Genomic DNA, 19,116 nt, shown 5'->3' on the forward strand with positions numbered 1-19,116 from the left:
ATGACCGAACGCACTTCCGTCGTCGACCTGCGCAGCGACACCGTCACCCAACCCACGCCCGCGATGCGTGAAGCCATGATGGCCGCGCCGCTCGGCGACGACGTCTTCGGCACCGATCCGACCGTCAACGCGCTGCAGGAAAAGATCGCCGCGCTGCTGGGTTTCGAGGCGGCGCTGTTCGTGCCGACCGGCACGCAGAGCAACCTCTGCGCGATCCTGTCGCACTGCGGTCGCGGCGACGAATACATCGTCGGCCAGCAGGCGCACTGCTACCGCTGGGAAGGCGGCGGCGCCGCGGTGTTCGGCAGCGTGCAGCCGCAGCCGCTGGACCACGCACCCGACGGCACGCTGCCGCTCGCGCAGATCGAGGCGGCGATCAAGCCCGACGACGCGCATTTCGCGCGCACGAAGCTGCTGGCACTGGAAAACACGCTGGGTGGCAAGCTGCTGCCGTTCGAGTATGTGCAGGCCGCAACGGATCTCGCCAAGAGCAAGGGCCTGCAGCGGCATCTGGACGGGGCGCGCCTCTTCAATGCCGCAACGGCGCAGGCTGCGCTGAATAAGCGCAGCGATATCCGCGCCGAAGCCCGGCGCATCGCGCAGTGCTTCGACAGCGTGTCGGTGTGCTTCAGCAAGGGCTTGGGCGCGCCCATCGGCTCGGCGCTGGTCGGTTCGCGTGAGTTCATCGCGCGGGCGCACCGCATCCGCAAGATGGCGGGCGGCGGCATGCGGCAGGCGGGGCTGCTGGCTGCGGCTGCGTCGCATGCACTCGATCACCATGTCGATCGCCTGGCTGACGACCACGCGCTGGCCCAGCGCCTCGCGCAGGGGCTCGAAGGCATCGAAGGCCTGACCGTCGAAGCGCCGCACACGAACATCGTTTTCGTCGATCTCACGGGTGCGGCGCAGGCGCGTTCGTCGGAACTGCTCGCGAGCCTCAACAGCCAGGGCATCCTCGCGACGGGCCTCTACCGCCTGCGCTTCGTGACGCACCTGGATGTCGACGCGGCCGGTGTGGACCGGGCCGTCGCTGCGATCCGCGACTTCTTCAAGTCCTGAGCCCGGCGAGGACGCGATGCCTGATCTTCCCCATCTGCTCGCCTTCATCGCCGCCGGCTGGCTGCTGAATCTCACGCCCGGGCCCGACGTGCTCTACGTCGTGACGAACTCGCTGCGCTCCGGCGTGCGCGCAGGCATCGTCGCCGGGCTCGGCATCACCGCCGGCTGCTTCGTCCACATCTTCGCGGCGGCGGTCGGCGTCGGCACGCTGATGGCGACATCGGCAGCGGCCTTCACCGTGCTCAAGTACATCGGCGCGGCCTACCTGCTGTACCTGGGCGTGCGCATGGTGCTGTCGCGACCAGCGCCGCCTGCAGATCTCGGCAGGGCGGCCGCAGCAGACGGGGAACGCGGCCTCAAGGCGATCTTCCTCGGCGGTTTCTGGACGAACGTGCTCAACCCCAAGGTGGCGTTGTTCTTCCTGGCCTTCGTGCCGCAGTTCATTGCGCCCGGCGCCGATGACAAGGCGCTGTACTTCGTGCTGCTGGGCGTGCTGTTCAACCTCAACGCCATCCCGGTCAACGTGGGATGGGCCGTGGCGGCGGGCTGGATGGCGCGCCGCGGCGCCGTGCAGAAGGGCATGCACTGGCTCGACCGTGCGGCCGGCGTTCTCTTCATCGGCTTCGGCCTCAAGCTCGCGTTCACCGACGCACCGGCCGGTCGCGTCGGCCACTGACCACAGACAGACACCAGGAGACTTCCCATGATCACCCCCCAGGAAGCGCTGCAGCGCACCATCGAGCACCGCGAGGTCTTCCACGACGAGATGCTGCACATCGTGCGGCTCATCATGAGCGGCGAGTGCTCGCCCGTGATGATGGCCGCGCTGATCACGGGCCTGCGCGTGAAGAAGGAAACCATCGGCGAGATCACCGCCGCCGCGCAGGTGATGCGCGAGGTCTCGACCAAGGTGCCCGTGACCGACACCACGAATCTCGTGGACATCGTGGGCACCGGCGGCGACGGCTCGCACACCTTCAACATCTCGACCTGTTCGATGTTCGTTGCGGCCGCGGGCGGCGCGAAGGTGAGCAAGCACGGCGGGCGCAGCGTGTCGAGCAAGTCGGGCAGTGCCGATGTGCTGGAGTCGCTGGGCATCAACATCAACCTGAAGCCCGAGCAGATCGCGCGCTCCATCGAGCAGTGCGGCATCGGCTTCATGTTCGCGCCCAACCACCATCCGGCGATGAAGAACGTCGCCCCGGTGCGCAAGGAGTTGGGCATCAAGACCATCTTCAACATCCTCGGCCCGCTGACCAACCCCGCGGGCGCGCCGAACATCCTGATGGGCGTGTTCCACGCCGACCTCGTGGGCATCCAGGTGCGCGCGCTGCAGCGCCTGGGCACCGAGCATGCATTGGTGGTCTACGGCCGTGACGGCATGGACGAGATCTCGCTGGGCGCCGCCACGCTGGTGGGTGAGCTCAAGAACGGCGAAATCCGCGAGTACGAACTGCACCCCGAGGACTTCGGCTTCGCGATGTCGAGCAATCGCGCGCTGCGTGTGGAAACGCCCGAGCAGTCGAAGGCGATGCTGCTGGGGGTGCTCGACAATCAGGCCGGTCCGGCGCTCGACATCGTGCTGCTGAACGCCGGCGCGGCGCTGTATGCGGCCAACGTGGTCGACTCGGTGGCCGCGGGCGTCGAACGCTCGCGCGACGTCATCGTGTCGGGCGCGGCGAAAGCCAAGCTCGCCGAGTTGGTCAAGGCCTCCGCGACCGTTTGAGCCCCTAAAAAAAGAAAGCATCACAAGCCATGTCCGACATCCTCGACAAGATCGTTGCCGTCAAGCGCCAGGAAGTGGCGGCGGCGCTGAAGCGCGCACCGCTCGAAGCCGTTCGCTTCGACGCCGAAAGCCGCGTGCTCACGCGCGATTTCGAAGCCGCCCTGCGCGCCAAGATCGCTGCGGGCCAGGCCGCCGTGATCGCCGAAGTCAAGAAAGCCAGCCCGAGCAAGGGCGTGCTGCGCGAAGACTTCATTCCAGCGGACATCGCGCAGAGCTACGCCGAGGGTGATGGCAAGGTCAGCGCGGCATGCCTCTCGGTGCTGACGGACAAGCAGTTCTTCCAGGGCGGCGTGGACTATCTCAAGCAGGCCCGCGCCTCGTGCGACCTGCCGGTGCTGCGCAAGGACTTCATCATCGACGCGTACCAGGTGTACGAGTCGCGCGCGATGGGCGCCGATGCCATCCTGCTGATCGCCGCGTGCCTGGACGATGCGCAGATGAAGGACTACGAAGCGATCGCGCGCGGGCTCGGCATGGCGGTGCTGGTGGAGGTGCACGATGCGGCCGAACTCGATCGCGCGCTGAAGCTCAAGACGCCGCTCATCGGGGTCAACAACCGCAATCTGCGCAACTTCGAGGTGTCGATCCAGGCCACGATCGATTTGTTGCCGCGGCTTCCGGCCGATCGGTTGCCGGTGACCGAATCGGGTATCGGCACGCGCGAAGACGTTGCCACGCTGCGTGCGGCGGGCGTCAACGCCTTCCTGGTCGGTGAAGCCTTCATGCGCGCCAAGGAACCCGGCGAGGCACTCGCTGCGTTGTTCGAATGAACCGGCCGGATCAGCTGTCGAGCAGCGATCCTGCCGACTGGCCTGTGGCGTCGGGCTGGCAGCCGCTGGTCGACGATTTTTTTGCGGGCGTCGTGGGACAGAAACTGCTCGGCTTCCTGCGCGAGCGCCTCGATGCGCACGCCGTGATCTTTCCGCCGCAACCGCTGCGGGCACTGGAATTGACGCCGCCTGAAGACGTGCGCGTCGTGATCCTGGGCCAGGACCCGTACCACGGTCGCGGACAGGCCGAAGGACTCGCGTTCTCGGTCGCGCCCGGCGTGGCGCTGCCGCCGTCGCTGCGCAACATCTTCAAGGAACTCCAGCGCGACCTTGGCACGGCGCCGCCGCAGTTTCCGAATCCAGGTGGCAGCCTGGTGAAGTGGGCGACGCATGGCGTGCTGCTGCTCAACACCTGCCTCACGGTGGAAGAAGCCCAGCCGGCGAGCCATTCAGGGCGGGGTTGGGAAGTGCTGACCGATGCCGTCATCCGACATGTATCAGACGGCGCAAAACCTGTTGTTTTTATGCTGTGGGGTTCGCATGCGCAAAGTAAGCGTGCGTTGATCGATGTTGGGCGCCACAAGGTGCTGATGTCGAATCATCCGTCGCCACTTTCCGCGTTGCGTCCGCCGGTGCCGTTCATCGGATGCGGTCATTTCGGCGAAGCGCGAGCTTGGCGGGAAGCGCATCAGGAAGGCGGCTGAATTCGCGGATAATCCGCGCAGTTCATGCCTCGGGCAGTTCTCTCGCTTCTTCTTGGTGCCGGGAGTTCTGTGTAGTCACAAAACCGTGCTATATTTCGAGGTTCGCCGGAGAGGTGGCCGAGTGGTTAATGGCAGCAGACTGTAAATCTGCCCTCTTACGAGTACGCTGGTTCGAATCCAGCCCTCTCCACCAGCGATGAATTTGGTTTCTAAGAGCGATTGGATCTAGCGCTTTGGGTGCCTTGAAGTGCCCCCGATGCGGGAGTAGTTCAATGGTAGAACCCCAGCCTTCCAAGCTGATGACGCGGGTTCGATTCCCGTCTCCCGCTCCAGAGACCCGGTTCGACGCCGGAAGCGATTGGTTAGACAAAAGCCCTTTTGGCTCAGTGGTAGAGCACTCCCTTGGTAAGGGAGAGGTCGCGGGTCCGATTCCCGCAAAGGGCACCAGTTTCTGGGGGTTGCAACGGCAGATTTGCAACCCATCTGCATACGTTGAAATCGTTTTTTTCGGAGTCGAAAAATGGCAAAAGGTAAATTCACCCGCACCAAGCCGCACGTGAACGTGGGCACGATCGGTCACGTTGACCACGGCAAGACGACGCTGACGGCTGCGATTGCAACCGTTCTGTCGGCCAAGTTCGGTGGCGAAGCCAAGGCTTACGACCAGATCGACGCAGCGCCCGAAGAAAAGGCCCGCGGCATCACGATCAACACCGCGCACGTCGAGTACGAAACGGCCAACCGCCACTACGCACACGTCGACTGCCCCGGCCACGCCGACTATGTGAAGAACATGATCACCGGCGCCGCTCAAATGGACGGCGCCATCCTGGTGTGCTCGGCCGCTGACGGCCCGATGCCCCAGACCCGTGAACACATCCTGCTGGCTCGCCAGGTGGGCGTGGGCTACATCATCGTTTTCCTGAACAAGTGCGACATGGTCGACGACGCCGAGCTGCTCGAGCTGGTCGAAATGGAAGTGCGCGAGCTGCTGGACAAGTACGAATTCCCTGGCGACGACACCCCCATCATCCACGGCTCGGCCAAGCTCGCCCTGGAAGGCGACAAGGGCAAGCTGGGCGAAGAAGCCATCATGAAGCTGGCTGAAGCGCTGGACACGTACATCCCGACGCCTGAGCGCGCCGTGGACGGCACGTTCCTGATGCCTGTGGAAGACGTGTTCTCGATCTCGGGTCGCGGCACTGTGGTGACCGGCGCCGTCGAGCGCGGCGTGATCAAGGTCGGTGAAGAAATCGAGATCGTCGGCATCCGCCCGACCGTCAAGACCACCTGCACCGGCGTGGAAATGTTCCGCAAGCTGCTGGACCAAGGCCAAGCTGGCGACAACGTCGGCGTGCTGCTGCGCGGCACCAAGCGCGAAGAAGTCGAGCGCGGCCAAGTGCTGTGCAAGCCCGGCTCGATCAAGCCGCACGTGCACTTCACCGCCGAGGTGTATGTGCTGTCCAAGGACGAAGGTGGCCGTCACACGCCGTTCTTCAACAACTACCGTCCCCAGTTCTACTTCCGCACGACGGACGTGACCGGCGCGATCGAGTTGCCCAAGGACAAGGAAATGGTCATGCCTGGCGACAACGTCAGCATCACCGTCAAGCTGATCAACCCGATCGCGATGGAAGAAGGCCTGCGCTTCGCCATCCGTGAAGGCGGCCGTACCGTGGGTTCGGGCGTCGTGGCAAAGATCCTCGACATCTAAGCCGAGCGAAAAGAGTACCGGAGGGGTATAGCTCAATTGGCAGAGCGTCGGTCTCCAAAACCGAAGGTTGTAGGTTCGATTCCTACTGCCCCTGCCACCTAGGTGGCACTCCGAAAAAGCCCATCGTGACCCGATGGGCTTCGGCGTCTCAAGAGGCGCATTGAATTGAAGGTCGAAAGACCACAGGAAATCAGCCGAACATGGCCACTTCTCAAATCGAAACCGTGAGCACGGGCGCCGACAAGGCCAAATTGGCCGCAGCCGTGGTGCTGGCAGTGGGCGCCATCGTGGCGTTCTACCTGCTGTCCCGCCAAGGCTCGCTGGTGCAATGGGCTGCGCTGCTGGTCGGTCTGGCTGCAGCCGTGGGCGCGTTCGGCAGTTCGGAGAATGGCCGTCAGTTGTGGGCCTTCGGCCGCGACTCGTGGCGCGAGGTCAAGAAGGTCGTCTGGCCGACCCGCAAGGAAGCGATGCAGATGACGGCCTATGTGTTCGCCTTCGTGGCGATCATGTCCGTCTTCCTCTGGCTCACCGACAAGACGCTCGAATGGGTGTTTTTCGACCTCATTCTGGGCTGGAGAAAATAATGACCGACGACGTAGTTGAAACCACGCCGAGCGCGCCCGAGGAAGAAAACACCTCCGTGCTGGCTCCCGCCGCCAACCCTGATCTGCGTTGGTACGTGGTGCATGCCTATTCGGGCATGGAGAAGGCCGTCGAGCGCAACATCACCGAGCGCATCAACCGCGCCGGCATGCAAGACAAGTTCGGCCGCATCCTGGTCCCGACCGAAGAAGTGGTCGAGATCAAGAACGGCCAGAAGCGCACCACCGAGCGCCGCTTCTTCCCAGGCTACGTGCTGGTCGAAATGATCATGGACGACGAGAGCTGGCACTTGGTGAAGCACACCAACAAGGTGACCGGTTTCGTGGGCGGCGCCAAGAACCGTCCGGCCCCGATCTCGCAGAAAGAGGTCGAGGACATCGTCAGCCAGATGCAGCAGGGCACCGAGAAGCCGCGCCACAAGGTCGAGTTCACCGTTGGCGAATTCGTGCGCGTCAAGGAAGGCCCGTTCACCGACTTCAATGGCACGGTGGAAGACGTCAATTACGAGAAGAGCAAGGTCAGCGTGTCGGTCATGATTTTCGGCCGCTCCACGCCCGTCGAGCTCGAATTCAGCCAGGTCGAGAAGACCTGAGCCTTGGGCCGAGAGGCCTGAACCATTTCCGGCTGCGCGCTGTCCGACTCGGCGCGCGGCCTTGAGCAGAAGAGTCGTTAAACCCCGGGGAGCCGCGGCGAAAGCCAAGGCGATATCACCCGCAAGGAGCAAAAAATGGCGAAAAAAATCGTCGGCTTCGTCAAGCTGCAAGTGCCAGCTGGTAAAGCCAACCCATCACCACCGATCGGTCCCGCACTGGGCCAACGTGGTTTGAACATCATGGAGTTCTGCAAGGCGTTCAATGCGCAAACGCAGAGCTACGAGCCGGGTCTGGCGCTGCCGGTGGTCATCACCGCGTTCGCCGACAAGAGCTTCACCTTCATCATCAAGTCGCCGCCCGCTGGCGTGCTGATCAAGAAGGCGATCAAACTGGACAAGGGTTCGGCTCGCCCGCACCTGGACAAGGTCGGCAAGATCACGCGCGCTCAGCTCGAAGAAATCGCCAAGACCAAGATGAAGGACCTGACGGCCGCCGACATGGACGCCGCGGTTCGCACCATCGCCGGTACTGCCCGCTCGATGGGCGTGAATGTGGAGGGCGTGTAAATGTCCAAGATCACCAAGAAGCAAAAAGCGCTCGAAGGCAAGGTCGACAGCAACAAGCTGTACCCGCTGGCTGACGCGATCGTCATCGTCAAGGACGCCGCCACCGCCAAGTTCGACGAATCGATCGACGTGGCCGTGCAACTGGGCATCGACGCGAAGAAGTCGGACCAGGTCGTTCGCGGCGCCGTCGTGCTGCCCAACGGCACCGGCAAGACCAAGCGCGTGGCCGTGTTCGCCCAAGGCGCCAAGGCTGAAGAAGCCAAGGCCGCCGGCGCCGACATCGTCGGCATGGACGACCTCGCTGCGATGGTCAAGGCTGGCGACATGCCTTTCGACGTCGTGATCGCTGCCCCCGATGCCATGCGCGTCGTCGGTACGCTCGGCCAGATCCTCGGCCCGCGCGGCCTGATGCCCAACCCCAAGGTTGGCACCGTGACCCCGGACGTCGCCACGGCAGTGAAGAACGCCAAGGCTGGCCAGGTTCAGTTCCGCGTCGACAAGGCCGGCATCGTGCACGGCACGATCGGCCGTCGTTCGTTCGACAACGACAAGCTGCAGGGCAACCTCGCCGCGCTGATCGACGCTCTGGTCAAGGCCAAGCCGGCGACCAGCAAGGGCGTGTACCTGCGCAAGGTGGCTGTGTCGTCGACCATGGGTCTGGGTGTCCGCGTGGACACGCAAACCATCTCGGCGAGCTAAAGAGATTGGCCCGGCTCCGAAAGGAGCAGGGCGAATGTGGTGGGTCGCAGCAGCTTCGGTTGCCGTGAGCCATCCAAGACCGCTGGTGTGCAGGGCGCTGCACTTAATGGCCGGATCGATCCTTCCGGTGTCCAGCGCAGATGGCGATCCCGCTGCGAGGAATTTGATTTTTGTTCCGAACAGTTGGTCGCTGCATGAAGCGCGATCCGAGGCCCCGGCCGAAGGTCGCATTAAAAGGAGTAGACCTTGAGTCTGAATCGCAGTGAGAAAGAAGCGGTCATCAGTGATGTGACCAGCCTCGCCGCTAAAGCTCAAACGCTCGTGATGGCGGAATACCGTGGCATCACGGTTGCCGATATGACCAAACTGCGCAGCGAAGCTCGCAGCAAGGGTGTGACCCTCAGCGTGTTGAAGAACACGCTGGCACGCCGTGCTGTCGCTGGTAGCGCATTCGAAGTCGTCGGTGACCAGATGACCGGTCCGCTGATCTACGGCTTTTCCGAAGACGCAGTGGCCGCCGCCAAGGTGGTGGCCGACTTCGCGAAGACCAACGACAAGTTGGTGATTCGCGGTGGCGCGTTTGGCGGCAAGGCCCTGGACGTCAACGGCGTGAAGCAACTGGCCAGCATCCCTTCCAAGGAAGTGCTGCTGTCCCAATTGCTGGGCTTGATGCAATCCCCCGTTTCCCGTACGGCACGCGTTCTCGCGGCGCTGGCTGCGAAGCGTGGCGAAGGCGAAGCTGCACCCGTCGCCGAAGCACCGGCAGAAGCGCAGGCTGCTTAAGCCTTGCGTTTGAAGTATTCAACCCAATTGTTAGGAAACAAAAATGGCATTCGATAAAGACGCATTTCTGACCGCGCTCGACAGCATGACGGTCCTGGAACTCAACGACCTGGTCAAGGCCATCGAAGAGAAGTTCGGCGTGAGCGCCGCAGCAATGGCCGCTCCGGCTGGCGCTGGTGGCGGTGCCGCTGCTGCTGCAGTGGAAGAGCAGACCGAATTCAACGTCGTGCTGGCCGATGTCGGCGCGAACAAGGTGTCGGTCATCAAGGCCGTGCGCGAAATCACCGGCCTGGGCCTCAAGGAAGCCAAGGACCTGGTGGAAGCCGCTCCCAAGGCTGTCAAGGAAGCCCTGTCCAAGGCTGACGCTGAAGCCGCCAAGAAGAAGCTGGAAGAAGCCGGCGCCAAGGTGGAACTGAAGTAATTCAGACCCCCTAGAGGGCTGGAGGCGCCTGAAAAGGCCCTCCAGCCTTTGCCGCTTTCAGAGCGCACCCAAAAGCCGGCTCGATGCCCGCTTTCCCCGAGACCATCAAGGCCGACGGAAAGCCAGATCAAGACGATTTTTGAGTGTCTTCTGACCCCGACTGCAGAAGACCCCTTGGTTCGGGCGATGTGCAACGCATCGCTGTCCGCCAACGGCTGGTAGTGGCCAGCCGCCAAGCAGTGGTGCCGTTCGTCCCGGCATTGCTGACAAGTCGCTGAAGATCTCAAGCTCCGGAGCTCTCATGGCCCAATCGTCCGCGTACAGTTACACCGAACGCAAGCGCATCCGAAAAAGTTTCGGTAACCGCGACAGCGTCGTCGAAATCCCCTACCTGCTGCAGATGCAGAAAGACGCGTACACCGCGTTCCTGCAAGCCGGCATCGCCCCCAAACAACGCACCGTCGAAGGCCTGCAGGCCGCGTTCGACGCCGCGTTCCCGATCGTCTCGCACAACGGTTTTGTCGAGATGAAGTTCCTCGAGTACAACCTCGCGAAGCCGGCTTTCGACGTGCGTGAGTGCCAGACCCGCGGTCTGACCTTCGCCTCGGCCGTGCGCGCCAAGGTCCAGCTCATCATCTATGACCGCGAGTCGTCGACGTCGCAGTCCAAGGTGGTCAAGGAAGTGAAGGAACAAGAGGTCTACATGGGCGAAGTGCCGCTCATGACCGAAAAGGGTTCGTTCATCATCAACGGCACCGAGCGCGTGATCGTGTCGCAGCTGCACCGTTCGCCCGGCGTGTTCTTCGAACACGACAAGGGCAAGACGCACAGCTCGGGCAAGCTCCTGTTCTCGGCCCGCGTGATTCCTTACCGCGGTTCGTGGCTCGACTTCGAATTCGATCCGAAGGACATGCTGTACTTCCGCGTGGACCGTCGCCGCAAGATGCCGGTCACCATCCTGCTGAAGGCCATCGGCCTGAACCCGGAATCGATCCTCGCGAACTTCTTCGTGAACGACAACTTCCGCCTGATGGACAGCGGCGCGCAGATGGAGTTCGTCTCCGAGCGCCTGCGCGGCGAAGTCGCGCGCTTCGACATCACCGACAAGTCGGGCAAGGTCGTGGTTGCCAAGGACAAGCGCGTCACCGCGCGCCACACGCGCGAACTGGAGCAGTCGGGCACCACGCACATCAGCGTGCCGGAAGACTTCCTGGTCGGCCGCGTGATCGCCCGCAACATCGTGGACGCCGACTCGGGTGAAATCCTGGCCAAGGCCAACGACGAACTGACCGAAGCGCTGCTCAAGAAGCTGCGCACGGCCGGCGTGCAGGACATCCAGGTCATCTACACGAACGAACTGGACCAGGGCGCGTACATCTCGCAGACCCTGCGCATCGACGAAACGGTCGACGAGTTCGCAGCCCGCGTGGCCATCTACCGCATGATGCGCCCCGGCGAGCCGCCGACGGAAGACGCGGTGCAGGCTCTCTTCCAGCGCCTGTTCTACAACCCGGACACGTACGACCTGTCGCGCGTGGGCCGCATGAAGTTCAACGCCAAGGTCGGCCGCGACGAATCCACCGGCCCGATGGTGCTGACCAACGAAGACATCCTGGCCGTGGTCAAGATCCTCGTTGACCTGCGCAACGGCAACGGCGAAGTCGACGACATCGACCACCTGGGCAACCGCCGCGTGCGTTGCGTCGGCGAACTCGCCGAGAACCAGTACCGCACCGGCCTGGCACGTATCGAGAAGGCCGTGAAGGAACGTCTGGGTCAAGCGGAACAAGAGCCGCTGATGCCGCACGACCTGATCAACAGCAAGCCGATCTCGGCCGCGCTGAAGGAATTCTTCGGTGCCTCGCAGCTGTCGCAGTTCATGGACCAGACGAACCCGCTGTCGGAAATCACCCACAAGCGCCGCGTGTCGGCCCTTGGCCCGGGTGGTCTGACGCGTGAACGTGCAGGCTTCGAAGTGCGCGACGTGCACGTGACCCATTACGGCCGCGTCTGCCCGATCGAAACGCCCGAAGGCCCGAACATCGGCCTGATCAACTCGCTGGCCCTGTACGCCCGCCTGAACGAATACGGCTTCATCGAGACGCCGTACCGCCGCGTGGTCGACAGCAAGGTCACCAACGAGATCGACTACCTGTCGGCCATCGAAGAAGGCAAGTACGTCATCGCCCAGGCCAATGCGGCCCTGGACAAGGACGGCGTGCTGACCGGCGACCTGGTTTCGGCACGTGAAGCCGGTGAATCGATCCTGGTCGGTGCCGAGCGCATCCAGTACATGGACGTGTCGCCCGCGCAGATCGTGTCGGTGGCTGCCTCGCTCGTGCCGTTCCTGGAGCACGACGATGCGAACCGCGCGCTGATGGGTGCCAACATGCAGCGTCAGGCCGTGCCCGTGCTGCGCCCCGAAAAGCCGATGGTCGGTACCGGTATCGAGCGCGTTTCCGCGGTCGACTCGGGCACCGTGGTCACGGCTTCGCGCGGCGGTATCGTCGACTACGTCGATGCGACCCGCGTGGTGGTGCGCGTGAACGACGCCGAAGCGGCAGCCGGTGAAGTCGGTGTGGACATCTACAACCTGATCAAGTATCAGCGTTCGAACCAGAACACCAACATCCACCAGCGTCCGATCGTCAAGCGCGGCGACAAGATCGCCAAGGGCGACGTGATCGCCGACGGCGCATCGACCGATCTGGGTGAGCTGGCTCTCGGCCAGAACATGCTGATCGCGTTCATGCCCTGGAACGGCTACAACTTCGAAGACTCGATCCTGATCTCCGAACGCGTCGTCGCCGAAGACCGCTACACCTCGATCCACATCGAGGAACTGGTGGTGATGGCTCGCGACACGAAGCTGGGCGCGGAAGAAATCACGCGCGACATCCCGAACCTGGCAGAGCAGCAGCTCAACCGCCTCGACGAATCCGGCATCATTTATGTCGGCGCCGAAGTGCAGCCGGGCGACACGCTGGTGGGCAAGGTCACGCCGAAGGGCGAGACCACGCTGACGCCGGAAGAGAAGCTGCTTCGCGCCATCTTCGGCGAGAAGGCTTCCGACGTGAAGGACACCTCGCTGCGTGTGGATCAGGGCTCGCAAGGCACTGTGATCGACGTGCAGGTGTTCACCCGCGAAGGCATCACGCGCGACAAGCGCGCCCAGCAGATCATCGACGACGAGCTCAAGCGCTTCCGCCTTGATTTGAACGACCAGCTTCGCATCGTCGAAGCCGACGCGTTCGACCGTATCGAGAAGCTCCTGACCGGCAAGGTCGCCAACGGCGGCCCGAACAAGCTGGCCAAGGGCACCAAGCTCGACAAAGCCTACCTGTCGTCGGTCGAGAAGTTCCACTGGTTCGACATCCGCCCGGCGGAAGACGAAGTGGCGACGCAGCTCGAATCGATCAAGAACTCGCTGGAGCAAACGCGCCACAGCTTCGACCTCGCGTTCGAAGAAAAGCGCAAGAAGCTCACGCAGGGCGACGAGCTGCCCGCGGGCGTGCTCAAGATGGTCAAGGTCTACCTGGCCGTCAAGCGCCGCCTGCAACCCGGCGACAAGATGGCCGGCCGCCACGGCAACAAGGGTGTGGTGTCCAAGATCGTTCCGGTCGAAGACATGCCCCACATGGCCGACGGCACGCCGTGCGACATCTGCCTGAACCCGCTGGGCGTGCCTTCGCGGATGAACGTGGGTCAGGTGCTCGAAGTGCATCTGGGCTGGGCCGGCAAGGGCATCGGCCAACGCATTGGCGACATGCTGCAGCAGGAGGCCAAGGTGGCTGAAGTGCGCAAGTTCATGGAGCAGCTGTACAACGGCTCGGGCCGTCCGGAAGACCTCTCCCAGCTCAGCGATACCGACGTGCTCGCCATGGCGGCCAACCTGCAAAGCGGCGCGACCTTCGCCACGCCGGTGTTCGACGGCGCCTCGGAAGAAGAAATCCGCGGCATGCTGAAGCTCGCCTACCCGGACGACATCGCCAAGCTCAAGGGCCTGACCGATACGCGCACGCAGGCCTACCTGTACGACGGCCGCTCCGGCGACCAGTTCGAGCGTCCCGTCACCGTGGGCTACATGCACTTCTTGAAGCTGCACCACTTGGTGGACGACAAGATGCACGCCCGCTCGACCGGCCCGTACTCGCTCGTCACGCAGCAACCGCTGGGCGGCAAGGCACAGTTCGGCGGCCAGCGTTTCGGGGAAATGGAAGTGTGGGCGCTGGAAGCTTACGGCGCTGCCTACGTCCTGCAGGAAATGCTGACCGTGAAGTCCGACGACGTGCAAGGCCGTACCAAGGTGTACGAAAGCATCGTCAAGGGCGAGCATTCGATCGAAGCCGGCATGCCGGAATCGTTCAACGTGCTGGTCAAGGAAATTCGTTCGCTGGGGCTCGACATCGAGCTCGAGCGTTCTTAAGTTGAAAAGGGAAAGAGTCTTATGAAATCGCTACTCGACCTGTTCAAGCAATTCACGCCCGATGAGCATTTCGATGCCATCAAGATCGGCATGGCTTCGCCCGAGAAGATCCGTTCGTGGTCTTTCGGTGAAGTGAAGAAGCCAGAGACGATCAACTACCGCACGTTCAAGCCCGAGCGCGACGGTCTCTTCTGCGCCAAGATCTTCGGCCCCATCAAGGACTACGAGTGCCTGTGCGGTAAGTACAAGCGCCTGAAGCACCGCGGCGTGATCTGCGAGAAGTGCGGCGTTGAAGTCACTCAGACCAAGGTGCGTCGCGAGCGCATGGGTCACATCGACCTGGCCGCGCCCTGCGCCCACATCTGGTTCCTGAAGTCGCTGCCATCGCGTCTGGGCCTCGTGCTCGACATGACGCTGCGCGACATCGAACGCGTGCTGTACTTCGAAGCCTATGTGATCACCGATCCGGGCATGACCCCGCTGAAGAAGTTCGGCATCATGTCCGAGGACGACTACGACGCCAAGCGCAAGGAATTCGGCGATGAATTCGTTGCCAAGATGGGCGCCGAAGGCATCAGGGATCTGCTCGAAGGCATCGAACTCGACAGCGAGATCGAGCGCCTGCGCGGTGACCTGACCGGCTCCGAAGTCAAGGTCAAGAAGAACTCCAAGCGCCTGAAGGTGCTGGAAGCCTTCCGCAAGTCGGGCATCAAGCCCCAGTGGATGGTTCTCGAAGTGCTGCCCGTGCTGCCGCCGGACCTGCGTCCGCTGGTGCCGCTGGACGGCGGCCGCTTCGCGACCTCCGACCTGAACGACCTGTATCGCCGCGTCATCAACCGCAATTCGCGTCTGCGCCGCCTCTTGGAGCTGAAGGCTCCGGAAATCATCGCGCGCAACGAAAAGCGGATGCTGCAGGAGGCTGTCGACTCGCTGCTGGACAACGGCCGCCGCGGCAAGGCCATGACGGGCGCCAACAAGCGCGCACTCAAGTCGCTGGCCGACATGATCAAGGGCAAGAGCGGTCGTTTCCGCCAGAACTTGCTGGGCAAGCGCGTGGACTACTCGGGCCGTTCGGTCATCGTGGTGGGCCCGACGCTCAAGCTGCACCAGTGCGGCCTGCCCAAGCTGATGGCACTCGAGCTGTTCAAGCCCTTCATCTTCTCGCGCCTCGAAGCCATGGGCATCGCGACCACGATCAAGGCTGCCAAGAAGGAAGTCGAATCGGGCACGCCGGTGGTCTGGGACATCCTGGAAGAAGTGATCAAGGAACACCCGGTCATGCTGAACCGTGCGCCTACGCTGCACCGTTTGGGCATCCAGGCGTTCGAGCCGATCCTGATCGAAGGCAAGGCCATTCAGCTGCACCCGCTGGTTTGCGCCGCCTTCAACGCCGACTTCGACGGCGACCAGATGGCCGTTCACGTGCCGCTGTCGGTGGAAGCGCAAATGGAAGCCCGCACGCTGATGCTGGCCTCCAACAACGTGCTGTTCCCGGCTTCGGGCGAACCGTCGATCGTTCCTTCGCAGGACGTGGTGCTGGGTCTGTACTACACGACCCGCGACCGCATCAACGGCAAGGGCGAGGGCCTGATCTTCTCCGACATCGGTGAAGTGCAGCGCGCGCTGGACGCCAACGAAGTCGAACTCACCGCCAAGGTGGCAGTGCGCATCACGGAATACACCAAGGACAAGGAAACCGGCGTCTTCACGCCGTCGACCTCGCTCGTGGACACCACCGTGGGCCGTGCCCTGCTGTCCGAGATCCTGCCCAAGGGCCTGCCGTTCTCGAACATCAACAAGGCGCTGAAGAAGAAGGAAATCTCCAAGCTCATCAACGTCTCGTTCCGCAAGTGCGGCCTGAAAGAGACCGTCGTGTTCGCCGACAAGCTGCTGCAAAACGGCTTCCGCCTGGCGACCAAGGCCGGTATCTCGATCGCGATCGACGACATGCTGGTGCCCGCCGAGAAGCACGGCATCATCGAGCGCTCCGCCAAGGAGGTGAAGGAGATCGAACAGCAGTACGTTTCCGGTCTCGTGACCTCCGGCGAGCGCTACAACAAGGTGGTGGACATCTGGGGCAAGGCCGGCGACGAAGTGTCGAAGGTCATGATGGCCAAGCTCTCGAAGCAGAAGGTCATCGACCGCCACGGCAAGGAAGTCGAGCAGGAGTCGTTCAACTCCATCTACATGATGGCCGACTCCGGCGCCCGCGGTTCCGCAGCGCAGATCCGCCAGGTGGCCGGCATGCGGGGCCTGATGGCCAAGCCGGACGGCTCGATCATCGAGACGCCCATTACCGCGAACTTCCGCGAAGGCCTGAACGTGCTGGAGTACTTCATCTCCACCCACGGTGCCCGTAAGGGTCTGGCCGACACGGCGCTGAAGACGGCGAACTCGGGTTACCTGACCCGTCGTCTGGTCGACGTGACGCAAGACTTGGTCGTGACCGAGCAGGACTGCGGTACGCATGGCGGCTACCTGATGCGCGCGATCGTCGAAGGCGGTGAAGTGATCGAGTCGCTGCGCGACCGAATCCTCGGCCGCTCGGCTGCGGACGATGTGCTGCACCCGGAAAACCGCTCGGTGCTGCTGAAGGCCGGCGAGATGTTCGACGAAGACAACATCGAAGTCCTGGAAGCCCAGGGCGTCGACGAAGTCAAGGTCCGCACCGCGCTGACCTGCGAAACCCGCTTCGGTATCTGCGCAACCTGCTACGGCCGCGATCTGGGTCGTGGCGGCCTGATCAACATCGGCGAAGCCGTCGGTGTGATCGCGGCGCAGTCGATCGGCGAACCCGGCACGCAGCTGACGATGCGTACGTTCCACATCGGTGGTGCGGCATCGCGTGCGGCCATCGCTTCGAGCGTGGAAGCCAAGTCGAACGGTTCGATCGGCTTCAACGCCACGATGCGCTACGTGACCAACAGCAAGGGCGAGCTGGTCGTGATTTCGCGTTCGGGCGAGATCGTCATTCATGACGAGCACGGCCGCGAGCGCGAGCGCCACAAGGTGCCGTACGGCGCGACCCTGGCCGTCAAGGCCGACCAGCAGATCAAGGCCGGCCACGTGCTCGCCAACTGGGACCCGCTGACGCGCCCGATCATTACCGAGTTCGCCGGCAAGACGCAGTTCGAGAACGTCGAGGAAGGCCTCACGGTCGCCAAGCAGGTGGACGAAGTGACCGGCCTGTCGACCCTGGTCGTGATCGATCCGAAGCGCCGCGGCGCTGCCAAGGTCGTGCGTCCGCAGGTGAAGCTCATCGACGCCTCCGGCGCCGAAGTGAAGATCCCGGGCACCGACCACTCGGTGACGATCGGCTTCCCGATCGGCTCGCTGGTGCAGATCCGCGACGGCCAGGACGTGGGCCCCGGCGAAGTGCTGGCGCGTATTCCGGTCGAAGGCCAGAAGACCCGCGACATCACCGGCGGTCTGCCGCGTGTTGCCGAGCTGTTCGAAGCGCGTTCGCCGAAGGACAAGGGCATGCTGGCCGAAATGACCGGTACCGTGTCGTTCGGCAAGGAAACGAAGGGCAAGATTCGCCTGCAGATCACCGATCCCGAAGGCGGCGTCTACGAAGACCTCGTGCCGAAGGAAAAGAACATCCTGGTGCACGAAGGCCAGGTGGTGAACAAGGGCGAGTCGGTGGTCGACGGTCCGGCGGACCCGCAGGACATCCTGCGCCTGCTGGGTTCGGAAGAACTGGCGCGCTACATCGTGGACGAAGTGCAGGACGTGTACCGCTTGCAGGGTGTGAAGATCAACGACAAGCACATCGAGGTGATCGTTCGCCAGATGCTGCGCCGCGTCGTGGTCGACAACATCGGCGAGACCGGCTACATCTCCGGCGAACAGGTCGAACGCAGCGAAATGCTCAACACCAACGACGCCCTGCGCGCCGAAGGCAAGATCCCCGCGACGTTCACGAACCTGCTGCTGGGTATCACGAAGGCATCGCTGTCGACCGACTCGTTCATCTCGGCTGCTTCGTTCCAGGAAACGACGCGCGTGCTGACCGAAGCCGCGATCATGGGCAAGCGCGACGAACTGCGCGGCCTGAAGGAAAACGTCATCGTCGGCCGCCTGATTCCCGCAGGCACCGGCATGGCTTACCACCAGGCTCGCCGGGCCAAGGACGCGATGGACGACGCCGAGCGCCGCGCCATCGCCGAATCGGAAGCCGCCGAACTGGCGGGTTCCTCGAGCGATGCGACGAGCACGGCCGACGCCAGCGAAGGCGCCGCGACCGAATAACCGGCTAGCATCACCGGCCATGACCGGTACCCCACGCCCCCCGACCGCCTCCGGTTGGGGGGCGTTTTTCTTTGTGCTTTCCTGATGATGATGAGGTGTCGTTTCCGATGAGCGTGTTGCCCGAATCGCTGGCCAGCTGGATCGTCATCGCGGTGCTGTTGTTCTGGTTTGTCGGCGCCTACAACCGGCTGGTGCGCCTGCGCGCGGCAGTGCTGCAGTCCTATGCGACGCTCGACGCGGCATTGGGCAGGCAGCTCGATTTCGTCCAGGCCAGCATCAGCGCCGCACCGCAACAGGACCCGCCGTCGCAGGAGCTCCTGTCGTCGATCGCGCCGCTGCAGGCGGCCACCACCCAGCTGGCCACCTTGCTGGGCGCGACGCGGCTGCATCCGCTCGATGCCGGCGGCATGGCCGCGCTGGGCACGGCACTGCAGGTGCTGATTTCCGCCTGGCAGCGCCAGCATCCGGATGCGGTGACGGTCTTCGATGCCGACGGGACGCTGTCGCGGCCCGTGCCGGCGCAGCCTGGCGCTGTCGCTGTCGCGGCGCCGAATACGGTCGAGCCGATCGCCTGGCCCGAACCCTCGGCGGCCGCGGAAATCGCTCGCAGCCAGTTCAACCTGGCGGTGAGGAACTACAACGAGGCGATCGTCCAGTTCCCTGCGCTGCTGGTGGCATGGGCCGTGCGTCTGCGTCCGGCCGCACCCCTGCGCTGAGAGGCTGACAGGCCGTCGTTTCCTT

The 19,116-nt window shown here is 63.5% G+C and carries 15 protein-coding genes and 4 tRNA genes; all 19 read left to right on the forward strand.

The window, feature by feature from the left end; translation table 11 throughout:
- A complete protein-coding gene (gene ltaE, locus VARPA_RS03140; protein ID WP_013539098.1) occupies window positions 1-1,059 on the forward strand; it encodes a low-specificity L-threonine aldolase in 1,059 nt (352 codons plus the stop codon).
- A gap of 16 nt (window positions 1,060-1,075) precedes the next feature.
- Window positions 1,076-1,735, forward strand: coding sequence for a LysE family translocator (locus tag VARPA_RS03145; protein ID WP_013539099.1), 660 nt, complete (start codon window positions 1,076-1,078; stop codon window positions 1,733-1,735).
- Between the two features lie 27 nt (window positions 1,736-1,762).
- Window positions 1,763-2,785, forward strand: coding sequence for an anthranilate phosphoribosyltransferase (gene trpD, locus VARPA_RS03150; protein ID WP_013539100.1), 1,023 nt, complete (start codon window positions 1,763-1,765; stop codon window positions 2,783-2,785).
- Window positions 2,786-2,814: 29 nt separating this feature from the next.
- Complete coding sequence (gene trpC, locus VARPA_RS03155; RefSeq protein ID WP_013539101.1) at window positions 2,815-3,615, forward strand: indole-3-glycerol phosphate synthase TrpC; 801 nt, start codon at window positions 2,815-2,817, stop codon at window positions 3,613-3,615.
- The gene (locus VARPA_RS03160; RefSeq protein WP_013539102.1) at window positions 3,612-4,319 is read left to right on the forward strand and encodes a uracil-DNA glycosylase; all 708 of its coding nucleotides are present in this window, start codon (window positions 3,612-3,614) and stop codon (window positions 4,317-4,319) included. The genes trpC and VARPA_RS03160 overlap by 4 nt, the downstream gene beginning before the upstream one ends.
- A 107-nt stretch (window positions 4,320-4,426) precedes the next feature.
- Window positions 4,427-4,512: transfer RNA gene (locus tag VARPA_RS03165), tRNA-Tyr, on the forward strand.
- Between the two features lie 65 nt (window positions 4,513-4,577).
- Window positions 4,578-4,651, forward strand: a tRNA-Gly gene (locus VARPA_RS03170).
- Window positions 4,652-4,691: 40 nt separating this feature from the next.
- Window positions 4,692-4,766 (forward strand) — tRNA-Thr (locus tag VARPA_RS03175).
- A 73-nt stretch (window positions 4,767-4,839) separates the two neighbouring features.
- Window positions 4,840-6,033 (forward strand): elongation factor Tu, encoded by a 1,194-nt coding sequence (gene tuf / locus VARPA_RS03180; RefSeq protein ID WP_013539103.1) that lies wholly within the window; start codon window positions 4,840-4,842, stop codon window positions 6,031-6,033.
- 21 nt (window positions 6,034-6,054) lie between these two features.
- Window positions 6,055-6,130: transfer RNA gene (locus VARPA_RS03185), tRNA-Trp, on the forward strand.
- Window positions 6,131-6,233: 103 nt separating this feature from the next.
- A complete protein-coding gene (gene secE / locus VARPA_RS03190) occupies window positions 6,234-6,617 on the forward strand; it encodes a preprotein translocase subunit SecE (protein ID WP_007831049.1) in 384 nt (127 codons plus the stop codon).
- Window positions 6,617-7,228: a transcription termination/antitermination protein NusG gene (gene nusG / locus VARPA_RS03195; protein ID WP_013539104.1), complete on the forward strand. Its 612-nt coding sequence runs from the start codon at window positions 6,617-6,619 to the stop codon at window positions 7,226-7,228. The genes secE and nusG overlap by 1 nt, the downstream gene beginning before the upstream one ends.
- A gap of 135 nt (window positions 7,229-7,363) precedes the next feature.
- Window positions 7,364-7,795: a 50S ribosomal protein L11 gene (gene rplK, locus VARPA_RS03200; protein ID WP_013539105.1), complete on the forward strand. Its 432-nt coding sequence runs from the start codon at window positions 7,364-7,366 to the stop codon at window positions 7,793-7,795.
- Window positions 7,796-8,494 (forward strand): 50S ribosomal protein L1, encoded by a 699-nt coding sequence (gene rplA / locus VARPA_RS03205; RefSeq protein ID WP_013539106.1) that lies wholly within the window; start codon window positions 7,796-7,798, stop codon window positions 8,492-8,494.
- Between the two features lie 246 nt (window positions 8,495-8,740).
- A complete protein-coding gene (rplJ, locus tag VARPA_RS03210; protein ID WP_013539107.1) occupies window positions 8,741-9,277 on the forward strand; it encodes a 50S ribosomal protein L10 in 537 nt (178 codons plus the stop codon).
- Between the two features lie 43 nt (window positions 9,278-9,320).
- The gene (gene rplL, locus VARPA_RS03215) at window positions 9,321-9,698 is read left to right on the forward strand and encodes a 50S ribosomal protein L7/L12 (protein WP_013539108.1); all 378 of its coding nucleotides are present in this window, start codon (window positions 9,321-9,323) and stop codon (window positions 9,696-9,698) included.
- Between the two features lie 301 nt (window positions 9,699-9,999).
- Window positions 10,000-14,124 (forward strand): DNA-directed RNA polymerase subunit beta, encoded by a 4,125-nt coding sequence (gene rpoB, locus VARPA_RS03220; RefSeq protein WP_013539109.1) that lies wholly within the window; start codon window positions 10,000-10,002, stop codon window positions 14,122-14,124.
- A 21-nt stretch (window positions 14,125-14,145) separates the two neighbouring features.
- A complete protein-coding gene (gene rpoC / locus VARPA_RS03225) occupies window positions 14,146-18,375 on the forward strand; it encodes a DNA-directed RNA polymerase subunit beta' (RefSeq protein ID WP_013539110.1) in 4,230 nt (1,409 codons plus the stop codon).
- Window positions 18,376-18,482: 107 nt separating this feature from the next.
- Window positions 18,483-19,091, forward strand: coding sequence for a LemA family protein (locus VARPA_RS03230; protein ID WP_013539111.1), 609 nt, complete (start codon window positions 18,483-18,485; stop codon window positions 19,089-19,091).
- Window positions 19,092-19,116: the final 25 nt, after the last annotated feature.

Origin of the sequence: Variovorax paradoxus EPS (genome assembly GCF_000184745.1) — a bacterium.
Classification (GTDB): Bacteria; Pseudomonadota; Gammaproteobacteria; order Burkholderiales; family Burkholderiaceae_C; genus Variovorax; species Variovorax paradoxus_C.

Excerpts from the sequence above, each read along its gene's own strand:
- ltaE (WP_013539098.1), top strand. The coding sequence starts at position 1 with ATGACCGAACGCACTTCCGTCGTCGACCTGCGCAGCGACACCGTCACC.
- rplK (WP_013539105.1), top strand. The coding sequence starts at position 7,364 with ATGGCGAAAAAAATCGTCGGCTTCGTCAAGCTGCAAGTGCCAGCTGGT.
- rplL (WP_013539108.1), top strand. The coding sequence starts at position 9,321 with ATGGCATTCGATAAAGACGCATTTCTGACCGCGCTCGACAGCATGACG.
- rpoC (WP_013539110.1), top strand. The coding sequence starts at position 14,146 with ATGAAATCGCTACTCGACCTGTTCAAGCAATTCACGCCCGATGAGCAT.
- tuf (WP_013539103.1), top strand. The coding sequence starts at position 4,840 with ATGGCAAAAGGTAAATTCACCCGCACCAAGCCGCACGTGAACGTGGGC.
- nusG (WP_013539104.1), top strand. The coding sequence starts at position 6,617 with ATGACCGACGACGTAGTTGAAACCACGCCGAGCGCGCCCGAGGAAGAA.
- VARPA_RS03160 (WP_013539102.1), top strand. The coding sequence starts at position 3,612 with ATGAACCGGCCGGATCAGCTGTCGAGCAGCGATCCTGCCGACTGGCCT.
- rplA (WP_013539106.1), top strand. The coding sequence starts at position 7,796 with ATGTCCAAGATCACCAAGAAGCAAAAAGCGCTCGAAGGCAAGGTCGAC.
- trpC (WP_013539101.1), top strand. The coding sequence starts at position 2,815 with ATGTCCGACATCCTCGACAAGATCGTTGCCGTCAAGCGCCAGGAAGTG.
- VARPA_RS03145 (WP_013539099.1), top strand. The coding sequence starts at position 1,076 with ATGCCTGATCTTCCCCATCTGCTCGCCTTCATCGCCGCCGGCTGGCTG.
- rpoB (WP_013539109.1), top strand. The coding sequence starts at position 10,000 with ATGGCCCAATCGTCCGCGTACAGTTACACCGAACGCAAGCGCATCCGA.
- VARPA_RS03230 (WP_013539111.1), top strand. The coding sequence starts at position 18,483 with ATGAGCGTGTTGCCCGAATCGCTGGCCAGCTGGATCGTCATCGCGGTG.
- secE (WP_007831049.1), top strand. The coding sequence starts at position 6,234 with ATGGCCACTTCTCAAATCGAAACCGTGAGCACGGGCGCCGACAAGGCC.
- trpD (WP_013539100.1), top strand. The coding sequence starts at position 1,763 with ATGATCACCCCCCAGGAAGCGCTGCAGCGCACCATCGAGCACCGCGAG.